Raw genomic sequence first — 9,661 nt, 5'->3', positions numbered from 1 at the left:
CCCCTGGGCCGCAAAGCGGCCCCAAGAGCCCGGATTTCCAGACAAACGCCCCCATGGGGCGTTTTTTTTGGCGCCAGCGGCGGGCATACTAGGCCGGTCTCCATCCCCTGGTTATCGCCATTCCATGCTTCGCGCCCTGATCCTCCTAGCCCTGACCTGCCTGCTCGGCCCGGCCTTTGCCGACGAGCGCGCGCAAACCCAGCAGCAACTGGACGCCACGCGCCAGGACATCGCCGAGCTGAAAAAGAAGCTCGGAGCGCTGCAGGAAGAGAAATCCGGCGTGCAGAAAGACCTGCGCGGCACCGAAACCGACATCGGCAAGCTGGAGAAGCAGGTAGAGGAGCTACAGAAAGAACTAAAAAAGAGCGAGGGCGAACTGGAGCGCCTCGACACTGAAAAGAAAAAACTCCAGTCCGCCCGCACCGAACAGCAACGCCTGATCGCCATCCAGGCCCGCTCCGCCTACCAGAACAACGGCCGCGAGGAATACCTCAAGCTGCTGCTCAACCAGCAGAACCCGGAAAAATTCGCCCGCACCCTGACCTACTACGACTACCTGAGCAAGGCGCGCCTGGCCCAGTTGCGCAGCTTCAACGAGACCCTGCGCCAGTTGGCCAACGTCGAGAAGGACATCGCCCAGCAGCAGGCCCAACTGCTGGTCCAGCAAGGTACCCTCGACGACCAGCGCCAAGAGCTGGAAAAAACCCGCGCCGAGCGCCAGGAAATCCTCGCCAAGCTCAACAGCAACCTGAAGACCAACGACCAGAAGCTCGCCGCCCGCGAACAGGAGCAGGCCGAACTGGGCAAGGTGCTCAAGACCATCGAGGAAACCCTCGCCCGCCAGGCCCGCGAAGCCGAGGAAGCGCGCCAGCGCGCCCTGGCCGAGCAGGAAGCCGAAAAGAAACGCCAGCGTGAAGCCGCCATCGCCGCCCGCGAATCGCGCAACACCTCGGCTGACGACGAGCCGAAAAAACCGGTTCGCACCCCGGGCCCGCTGGTTTCCAGCGACGGCGCGGTGTACGGCGGCGTATTTTCTGCGGCCCGGGGCAAACTTCCATGGCCGGTCAATGGTCGATTGTTGGCACGTTTCGGTGAAAGCCGCGGCGACGATGCCCGGGCCAAGTGGGACGGGGTGATGATCAGCGCTTCGGCCGGCAGCCAGGTTCATGCGGTTCACGGCGGGCGCGTGGTGTTCGCCGACTGGTTGCGCGGGGCTGGACTTCTGGTCATTCTCGACCATGGTAACGGTTACCTCAGCCTCTACGGTCACAACCAGACCCTGCTCAAGGGCGCTGGCGATATCGTCAAGGCCGGCGAGGCCATCTCCACCGTTGGCAACAGCGGCGGCCAGAGCACACCGGCGTTGTACTTCGCCATCCGCCAGCAGGGTCAGCCAAGCGACCCGACGCAGTGGTGCCGCGGTCAAGGATAGGTTTTACCCCTTTTTTAACGCGCCAGCCGCCTGGCGCGAGGTCCCTTTCGGGGCTCACACAGGATCAGGAGTTCGTTCGACATGCTGCATTCGCCTCGCCTTACCTCGCTGGCCCTGGCCGTCGCCCTGGTCAGCGGCGCGTCCCTGGCCTTTGCCGCCGAGCCCGTCAAGCCCGCGCCGGCACTGGCGCCGACGACGGTCACCGCCAAGGCACCGCTGCCGCTGGACGAGCTGCGCACCTTCGCCGAAGTCCTGGACAGGGTGAAAGCCGCCTATGTCGAGCCCGTGGATGACAAGACCCTGCTGGAAAACGCCATCAAGGGCATGCTCAGCAACCTCGACCCGCACTCCGCCTACCTCGGCCCGGAAGACTTCCAGGAGCTGCAGGAAAGTACCAGCGGCGAATTCGGCGGGCTCGGCATCGAAGTCGGCCAGGAAGACGGCTTCGTCAAGGTGGTCTCGCCGATCGACGATACCCCGGCCTCCCGCGCCGGCATCGAGGCCGGCGACCTGATCGTCAAGATCAACGGCCAGCCGACCCGCGGCCAGACCATGACCGAAGCCGTGGACAAGATGCGCGGCAAGATCGGCGAAAAAATCACCCTGACCCTGGTCCGCGACGGCGGCACGCCGTTCGACGTGACCCTGGCCCGCGCAGTGATCCAGGTGAAGAGCGTGAAGAGCCAGTTGCTCGAATCCGGCTACGGCTACATCCGCATCACCCAGTTCCAGGTCAAGACCGGCGAGGAAGTCGGCAAGGCCCTGGCGAAACTGCGCAAGGACAACAACGGCAAGCTGCGCGGCATCGTCCTCGACCTGCGCAACAACCCCGGCGGCGTGCTGCAGTCGGCGGTGGAAGTGGCCGACCACTTCCTGACCAAAGGCCTGATCGTCTACACCAAGGGCCGCATCGCCAACTCCGAGCTGCGCTTCTCTGCCGACCCGGCCGACGCCAGCGAAGGCGTACCGCTGGTGGTGCTGATCAACGGCGGCAGCGCCTCGGCTTCGGAGATCGTCGCCGGCGCCCTGCAGGACCAGAAACGCGGTGTGCTGATGGGCACCGACAGCTTCGGCAAGGGCTCGGTGCAGACCGTGCTGCCGCTGAACAACGATCGCGCACTGAAAATCACCACCGCGCTGTACTACACCCCCAACGGCCGTTCGATCCAGGCCCAGGGCATCGTCCCGGACATCGAGGTGCGCCAGGCCAAGGTCACCAGCGAACAGGACACCGAGAACTTCAAGGAAGCCGACCTGCAAGGCCACCTTGGCAACGGCAACGGCGGCGCCGACCGGCCATCCAGCGGCAAGGCCTCGACGTCAAGCAAGAAGGAGCGTCCGCAGGACGGTGACTTCCAGCTCAGCCAGGCCCTCAGCCTGCTCAAGGGACTGAGCATCACCCGCGACAAGTGATGCGCGCGTTCTGCCTCGCCCTGCTCTGCCTGCTGACCGGCATCGCCCACGCGGCGCCGGTCCAGCAGCCGCGAGCCTACCTCAGCCTGATCATCGACGACCTTGGCCAGAACCCGGCCAGGGATTCGCGCACCCTCGCCCTGCCCGGCCCGGTGACCATGGCGATCATGCCGGACACACCCCACGCCACCGACTTCGCCCGCCAGGCGCACAAGGCCGGGCGCACGGTGATCCTGCACATGCCCATGGACCCGGCCACCGGCCCCTACGCCTGGCATCCGGGCACGCCGCTGCCGGAGCTGGAACAGCGCCTCAACGCCGCGCTGGCCAAGGTGCCCTACGCGGCCGGGGTCAACAACCATATGGGCAGCCGCATGACCGCGCAGCCGGAGGCCATGGCCTGGCTGATGGGCGAACTGCAACGGCGTGATCTGTTCTTCGTCGACAGCCGCACCAGCGCCGCCACCGTGGCGGCGGCCAAGGCGCAGGCGCTGGGCCTGGCGAGCGTATCGCGGGATGTGTTCCTGGATGATGTGCGCACCGCCGAGGCGATTGCCGGGCAACTGCGCATTGCCGTGGAACTGGCACGCAAGCAGGGCACTGCGGTGGTGATCGGTCACCCTTACCCACAGACCCTGGAAGTGCTGGAGCGCGAACTGCCGCGGCTCAAGGCCCAGGGCGTCGAGCTGATCGGCCTGCGCCAGATGATCGGCGAACGCAGCAACCGCGCCATGCCCGCCCATGGCAAGGGCGGGATCTACAGGTAGCGGGCGAAGGTGGCGTCGACGAAACCGTCTTCGCGCATCTGCTCCAGGGCCTTCTGCAAGCGCTCCACCACCTCATCCGGCACACTCTTGTTCAATGCCAGGAACAGCTCAGTGCCATTGAAGCGCAACACAGTCTTGAACGCGGTCATGCCGATCTGCCGGGCCAGATAACGACCGGCCGGGTCACCAGTGGCCCAGAGATCGATCTCGCCGCTGGCAAGTTTCTTCGCATTGTCCTGGTCGCGCAGCACCAGCACCGGCTTCAAGCCCTGCTTTTGCAGGCTCTCGGCGATGGCATCGCCCTTGTAGGCACCAATGCGCAGGCCCTTGGCCTGTTCCAGGCTGTCCAGCTTGATCTGGCTGCCAGGCGGCGCCAGCAGCACCCAGTCATCCGGGCCCAGCGGGCCGACCCACTTGAACAGTTTCTCCCGATCCGGCTGGCGGGCCAGGACGAAGACGCCGTGGTTCGGCGTGTCCTTGGCCTGTTGATAGACCCGGGTCCAGGGGAAGCGCAGGGTCATGCTGTAGGGCACGTCGGCGCGGCGGAACATCTCCCGCACCAGGTCGGCGGCGATGCCCTGGATTTCCGCGTCACGGGCAAAGCTCTTGCCATCGCTGGACATGTTGTAGGGCGGGAAGTTTTCGGTGAGCAGGACCAGGGGTTCGCTGGCGTGGGCGGCGCTGGTCAGGGAGAGGAGGAAGAGGAGTTTGGTCAGCATCGGAGGAGTCCGAGATTTTTGGTGATGCTGATGGCCTCATCGCCGACAACGCCGGCTCCCACAAGGTTCGGAGGTGTACACGGAACCTGTGGGAGCCGGCGTTGCCGGCGATAGGGCCCTGAAGATCAGCGAACGACGATCCCGCGCTGCGCCATATAGGCTTTGGCCTCGGGCACGGTGTACTCGCCAAAGTGGAAGATGCTCGCCGCCAGCACAGCACTGGCGTGGCCTTCCAGAATCCCGTCCGCCAGGTGCTGCAGATTACCCACACCACCGGAAGCGATCACCGGAATCCCCAGCGCATCACTGATCGCCCGGGTCACGCCCAGGTCGAAGCCGCTCTTCATGCCGTCCTGGTCCATGCTGGTGAGCAGGATCTCGCCGGCACCCAGGCCTTCCATCTTCCTCGCCCATTCCACCGCGTCCAGCCCGGTGGGCTTGCGCCCGCCATGGGTGAAGATTTCCCAGCGCGGCGCTTCGCCTGGGCCGGAAACCTTCTTGGCATCGATGGCAACCACAATGCACTGCGAACCGAAGTGCGCCGCCGCTTCGCCGACGAACTCCGGGTTGAACACCGCCGCCGTGTTGATCGAAACCTTGTCGGCCCCGGCGTTGAGCAGGTTGCGGATGTCCTGCACGGTACGCACGCCACCGCCCACGGTCAGCGGGATGAACACCTGGCTGGCCATGCGCTCGACGGTGTGCAGGGTGGTGTCACGGCCATCGACGCTGGCGGTGATGTCGAGGAAGGTGATCTCGTCGGCACCCTGCTCGTCGTAGCGACGGGCGATTTCCACCGGATCACCGGCATCGCGGATGTTCTCGAACTTGACGCCCTTGACGACCCGGCCGTTGTCCACGTCCAGGCAAGGGATGATGCGTTTGGCCAGGGCCATGGCGTTCTCCTCAGCCTTTGTAGCTGTCGCAGAAGGCCTGGGCCTCGGCGACGTCGAGGGTGCCTTCGTAGATGGCACGACCGGTAATGGCGCCGATGATACCCGGGGCCTTGGCGTCCAGCAGGGACTTGATGTCGCCCAGGTTGTGGATGCCGCCGGAAGCGATCACCGGGATCCTGGTGGCTTCGGCCAGGGCCTTGGTGAAGGGCACGTTGCAGCCCTGCATCATCCCGTCCTTGGCGATATCGGTGTAGACGATCGCGGAAACGCCGTCGGCCTCGAAACGCTTGGCCAGGTCGATGACCTGCACCGAGCTGACTTCGGCCCAGCCGTCGGTGGCGACGAAGCCGTCTTTCGCATCCAGGCCAACGATGACCTTGCCCGGGAAGGCCTTGCAGGCTTCGGCAACGAATTCAGGCTGCTTGACCGCCTTGGTGCCGATGATCACGTAGCTGACGCCGGCCTTGACGTAATGCTCGATGGTTTCCAGCGAGCGGATGCCGCCGCCGATCTGGATCGGCAGGTTCGGGTAGCGCTTGGCGATGGCGGTGACCACTTCACCGTTGACCGGCTGGCCTTCGAAGGCACCGTTCAGGTCGACCAGATGCAGACGGCGGCAGCCACCTTCAACCCATTTGGCGGCCATGCTCACCGGGTCGTCGGAGAATACGGTGGAATCTTCCATGCGGCCCTGGCGCAGACGTACGCAGGCACCGTCCTTGAGATCGATAGCGGGGATAATCAGCATCTGGAAAACCTGTCCAATCGGTAAACGGTGAGCCCGGGAAGTCAGTTCTTCTCGAGCGCCCAGAGGTCGACTTCAATGCTCTCGAAGCGCTCCTTGAGCTGCGTCTGAACATCGAAGATCGCCCGGTTGTAGTAGTGCGGCGCAATTTCCTTGGCGAACAGCTCCAGCACCTCGGCCACCTCGAACGAGCCCAGTTCGAGCTCGAAACGGTCTTCGAGGAAACGCTGGAGCGTATTCAGCGCCTCGCGTTCCTGTTCGGCGGCGAGGGTGATGACCGGCGCCTTGTTGCGCGAGCGGTTCATTACCAGCGGCCATCCCAGGCGGCGAAGTTCTGCAACAGTTGCAGGCCGTGGGTGTGGCTCTTTTCCGGGTGGAACTGGGTGGCGAAGCGCGAGCCTTCGGCCAGCACCGCGGCGAAATCGACGCCGTAGTGGCCGCGACCGACCACCTGGGACGGCTTGCCGGACTCGATGTAGTAGCTGTGCACGAAGTAGAAACGCGCGCGGTCCGGGATGTCGTGCCAGAGCGGGTGATCGATCACCTGGCTGACTTCGTTCCAGCCCATGTGCGGCACTTTCAGGTGCTCGCCGTCTTCATGCAGGTCCTTGCCGAAGAAACGCACTTTGCCGGGGAACATGCCGATGCAATCGACGCCGTCGTTCTCCTCGCTGTGCTCCAGCAGGGCCTGCATACCAACGCAGATGCCGAGGAACGGACGGTCCTGGCTGACTTCCTTGACCAGGCTGTCGAAGCCCAGGCGGCGGATCTCGGCCATGCAGTCGCGAATTGCGCCGACGCCGGGGAACACCACGCGGTCGGCTTCACGGATGACCGCGGCGTCGCTGGTGATCAGCACCTTGCCGGCGCCGACGTGCTCCAGGGCCTTGGCCACCGAGTGCAGGTTGCCCATGCCATAGTCGATAACGGCGACGGTCTGCATTACAGGCATCCCTTGGTCGAAGGCATCTGCCCGGCCATGCGCTCGTCCAGCTCGATGGCCATGCGCAGCGCGCGGCCGAAGGCCTTGAACACGGTCTCGATCTGGTGGTGGGTGTTGTGCCCACGCAGGTTGTCGATGTGCAGGGTGACGTTGGCATGGTTGACGAAGCCCTGGAAGAATTCCTGGAACAGGTCGACGTCGAAGCCGCCCACGCTGGCGCGGGTGTACGGCACGTGCATCTGCAGGCCGGGACGGCCGGAGAAGTCGATGACCACGCGCGACAGCGCTTCGTCCAGCGGCACGTAGGCATGGCCGTAGCGGCGGATGCCCTTCTTGTCGCCGATGGCCTGGTTGAAGGCCTGGCCCAGGGTGATACCGACGTCTTCGACGGTATGGTGGTCGTCGATATGCAGGTCGCCCTTGCACTCGATGTCCAGATCGATCAATCCGTGACGGGAAATCTGATCCAGCATGTGCTCCAGGAAAGGCACACCGATATCGAATCGGGCCTTGCCAGTGCCATCCAGGTTGATCGAGGCTTTGATCTGGGTTTCCAGAGTATTGCGCTCGACGGACGCCTTACGTTCGACCATCACCAGCTCCGCAAAATCATTGGGCGAAAAAGGCGGTCATTATAGGCGCAGAACGTCGCATCTTGAAACGAAGATGACGTGTGGTGTGGGGTTTTGGGCCCCGGTTGGCGGGCCATCGCCGGCAACGCCGGCTCCCACAGAGGTTGTGGTGAACCCAAAACCATGGTCCAGCGCAAAACCCTGTGGGAGCCGGCGTTGCCGGCGAAGGGCCGCAAAGCGGCCCCAAACGGGTGGATCAGTGGAACAGAACCGCAGTCTTCTGCAAGGTCGCCCACACCCCCCAGGCCAGCGGAATGCCCACCGCCAGCCAGGCAGCCAGCACCAGCGGCTTGCTCGATGGCGAAGCTTTCCACTCCAGCACGGTGCTGCTGTCGGCGCCCTTGTCATGCCCCAGCGCCTGCTCGGCAGCCAGTTGCTCTTCGCTCATGAAGTACTTGTCGGCCACCGGACGCACCATTGCGTTGCAGATAAAGCCCAGCACCAGCAAACCGGCGAGGATGTACAGGGTGATGTCATAGGCCGCAGCCCGCTCGACACCGATGCTCAACTGGTACTCGCGCAGGTAGTTGACCAGCACCGGACCGAGCACGCCCGCCGCCGCCCAGGCGGTCAGCAGGCGACCGTGGATCGCGCCGACCATCTGCGTGCCGAACAGGTCGGCCAGGTAGGCCGGCACCGTGGCGAAACCGCCGCCGTACATCGACAGGATGATGCAGAACGCCGCGACGAACAGGGCGATGTTGCCCAGGTGGCCCATGTTCGGCACCAGCGCGTACAGGGCAAAGCCCAGGGCGAAGAAGGCGAAGTAGGTGTTCTTGCGCCCGATGTAGTCGGAGAACGACGCCCAGAAGAAGCGCCCGCCGATGTTGAACAGGCTGAGCAGGCCGGTGAAGCCGGCGGCGATCGCGGCGATCTGCGCCAGTTGCCCGGCGTCGAGTTCGCTGAAGGTCAGGTTGTTGCCCAGCAGCTTGCCGGCGAAGACTTCCTGCAGCAGCGGCGAGGCCATGCCGAGGATGCCGATACCGGCGGAAACGTTAAGGCACAGCACCAGCCAGATCAGGGCGAACTGCGGGGTCTTCCAGGCCACGCTGACGTGCACGTGACGGTGGGTGATCATCGCGTTGTTGACCTTCTTCGCCGGCGGAGTCCAGCCTTCCGGTTTCGAGCCGGTCGGCGGTACGCGGTACGACAGGGCGCCGCCGATCATGAAGATGAAGTAGATCACCGCCATCACCACGAAGCTCTGCCACACGCCGACGCCTTCAGGGCTGGCGAAGTGGTTCATCAGCGCTGCCGCCAGTGGCGCACCGACCATCGCACCACCACCGAAGCCCATGATCGCCATGCCGGTGGCCATGCCGCGCTTGTCCGGGAACCACTTGATCAGGGTCGACACCGGCGAGATGTAGCCCAGGCCCAGGCCGATACCGCCGATCACCCCCGAGCCCAGCCACATCAGCCAGATCTGGTGGGTATACACGCCCAGCGCCGAAATCAGCAGACCACCGCACCAGCACAGCGCCGAGACCACACCGGCCTTGCGCGGCCCGGCGTGTTCCAGCCATCCGCCCCAGATGGCTGCCGAGCAGCCGAGGAAGATGAAGAACAGGGTGTAGATCCAGCCGAGCATGGAGATCGGCCAGTCGCAGGTGGACGAGAACAGCTGTGCGAAGAAGCCCATGTCCGGGGCGCAGGCGACCGGCGCGGTGATGCCGATGGCCTTCGACAGCGGCAACCAGAACACCGAGAAGCCGTAGGCCATGCCGATGCACAGGTGGATGGCGAGTGCGGCCGGGGGTACCAGCCAGCGGTTGAAACCGGGTCGAGCGACGATGCGCTCCTTGGACAGGAAGCCAGGCGCGCTGGCGATGGCTCCCTCGGTGATGCTGCTCATTATTGTTGCCCTCGTAGATAGGTGGTTCCCACGGATCGAAACCGGCAACCCCCTCGACCTTGGCGCACGCAGGCAGCGAGTCGTTTTTTCGGGCAGCCGACCCTGTCGCGACAATCCGTCGCAGCAAGATCCGGGAACGGGTGCAAGAGTAGCACTTAGGCAGCTAACAAAAATCAAACTGACATCACGGTTTTTCTTGTAACTGAGACTTTCTTCCGCGGAACCGACGGGCCAGGAAGGGTCAAACCCGCCATTCATG

10 protein-coding genes are annotated in these 9,661 nt (G+C 64.4%); 3 read left to right on the top strand and 7 right to left on the bottom strand.

Annotation, left to right across the window (positions count from 1 at the left end; translation table 11 throughout):
• Positions 1–124: 124 nt before the first annotated feature.
• The 3 genes from ACODSK_RS21620 (at position 125) to ACODSK_RS21610 (ending at position 3,612) form a co-directional block, all read left to right on the top strand.
• Complete coding sequence (locus ACODSK_RS21620) at positions 125–1,432, top strand: murein hydrolase activator EnvC family protein (protein ID WP_489019017.1); 1,308 nt, start codon at positions 125–127, stop codon at positions 1,430–1,432.
• Positions 1,433–1,513: 81 nt separating this feature from the next.
• The gene (locus ACODSK_RS21615) at positions 1,514–2,845 is read left to right on the top strand and encodes a S41 family peptidase (protein WP_489019015.1); all 1,332 of its coding nucleotides are present in this window, start codon (positions 1,514–1,516) and stop codon (positions 2,843–2,845) included.
• On the top strand, positions 2,845–3,612 hold the full coding sequence (locus ACODSK_RS21610) for a divergent polysaccharide deacetylase family protein (RefSeq protein WP_489019014.1): 768 nt from the start codon (positions 2,845–2,847) through the stop codon (positions 3,610–3,612). Before ACODSK_RS21615 ends, ACODSK_RS21610 begins: the two co-directional genes overlap by 1 nt.
• Here the strand turns inward: ACODSK_RS21610 and ACODSK_RS21605 are convergent.
• The 7 genes from ACODSK_RS21605 to ACODSK_RS21575 form a co-directional block, all read right to left on the bottom strand.
• Complete coding sequence (locus tag ACODSK_RS21605) at positions 3,603–4,331, bottom strand: substrate-binding periplasmic protein (protein ID WP_489019012.1); 729 nt, start codon at positions 4,329–4,331, stop codon at positions 3,603–3,605. The two genes, ACODSK_RS21610 and ACODSK_RS21605, sit on opposite strands and share 10 nt — an antisense overlap.
• A gap of 125 nt (positions 4,332–4,456) precedes the next feature.
• Positions 4,457–5,227, bottom strand: coding sequence for an imidazole glycerol phosphate synthase subunit HisF (hisF, locus tag ACODSK_RS21600; protein ID WP_489019011.1), 771 nt, complete (start codon positions 5,225–5,227; stop codon positions 4,457–4,459).
• 10 nt (positions 5,228–5,237) lie between these two features.
• Positions 5,238–5,975, bottom strand: a complete 738-nt coding sequence (gene hisA / locus ACODSK_RS21595; protein ID WP_489019010.1) for a 1-(5-phosphoribosyl)-5-[(5-phosphoribosylamino)methylideneamino]imidazole-4-carboxamide isomerase — start codon at positions 5,973–5,975, stop codon at positions 5,238–5,240.
• Between the two features lie 41 nt (positions 5,976–6,016).
• A complete protein-coding gene (locus ACODSK_RS21590) occupies positions 6,017–6,277 on the bottom strand; it encodes a DUF2164 domain-containing protein (protein ID WP_489019009.1) in 261 nt (86 codons plus the stop codon).
• Positions 6,277–6,915, bottom strand: coding sequence for an imidazole glycerol phosphate synthase subunit HisH (gene hisH / locus ACODSK_RS21585; RefSeq protein ID WP_489019007.1), 639 nt, complete (start codon positions 6,913–6,915; stop codon positions 6,277–6,279). The genes ACODSK_RS21590 and hisH overlap by 1 nt, the downstream gene beginning before the upstream one ends.
• A complete protein-coding gene (gene hisB / locus ACODSK_RS21580) occupies positions 6,915–7,508 on the bottom strand; it encodes an imidazoleglycerol-phosphate dehydratase HisB (protein WP_330077569.1) in 594 nt (197 codons plus the stop codon). Before hisB ends, hisH begins: the two co-directional genes overlap by 1 nt.
• A 235-nt stretch (positions 7,509–7,743) precedes the next feature.
• Positions 7,744–9,405, bottom strand: coding sequence for an OFA family MFS transporter (locus ACODSK_RS21575; RefSeq protein ID WP_489019022.1), 1,662 nt, complete (start codon positions 9,403–9,405; stop codon positions 7,744–7,746).
• Between the last annotated feature and the right edge of the window lie 256 nt (positions 9,406–9,661).

This window comes from Pseudomonas sp. FG98 (assembly GCF_057808595.1).
Note: the sequence above shows the minus strand (reverse complement) of the source record. Positions and strands in the feature narration are given on the sequence as shown.

What these genes read in the sequence shown, in the direction of transcription:
- hisH (WP_489019007.1), bottom strand. Translation starts at nt 6,915, where the DNA reads ATGCAGACCGTCGCCGTTATCGACTATGGCATGGGCAACCTGCACTCG.
- hisB (WP_330077569.1), bottom strand. Translation starts at nt 7,508, where the DNA reads ATGGTCGAACGTAAGGCGTCCGTCGAGCGCAATACTCTGGAAACCCAG.
- hisF (WP_489019011.1), bottom strand. Translation starts at nt 5,227, where the DNA reads ATGGCCCTGGCCAAACGCATCATCCCTTGCCTGGACGTGGACAACGGC.
- ACODSK_RS21610 (WP_489019014.1), top strand. Translation starts at nt 2,845, where the DNA reads ATGCGCGCGTTCTGCCTCGCCCTGCTCTGCCTGCTGACCGGCATCGCC.
- ACODSK_RS21615 (WP_489019015.1), top strand. Translation starts at nt 1,514, where the DNA reads ATGCTGCATTCGCCTCGCCTTACCTCGCTGGCCCTGGCCGTCGCCCTG.
- ACODSK_RS21605 (WP_489019012.1), bottom strand. Translation starts at nt 4,331, where the DNA reads ATGCTGACCAAACTCCTCTTCCTCCTCTCCCTGACCAGCGCCGCCCAC.
- ACODSK_RS21590 (WP_489019009.1), bottom strand. Translation starts at nt 6,277, where the DNA reads ATGAACCGCTCGCGCAACAAGGCGCCGGTCATCACCCTCGCCGCCGAA.
- ACODSK_RS21620 (WP_489019017.1), top strand. Translation starts at nt 125, where the DNA reads ATGCTTCGCGCCCTGATCCTCCTAGCCCTGACCTGCCTGCTCGGCCCG.
- hisA (WP_489019010.1), bottom strand. Translation starts at nt 5,975, where the DNA reads ATGCTGATTATCCCCGCTATCGATCTCAAGGACGGTGCCTGCGTACGT.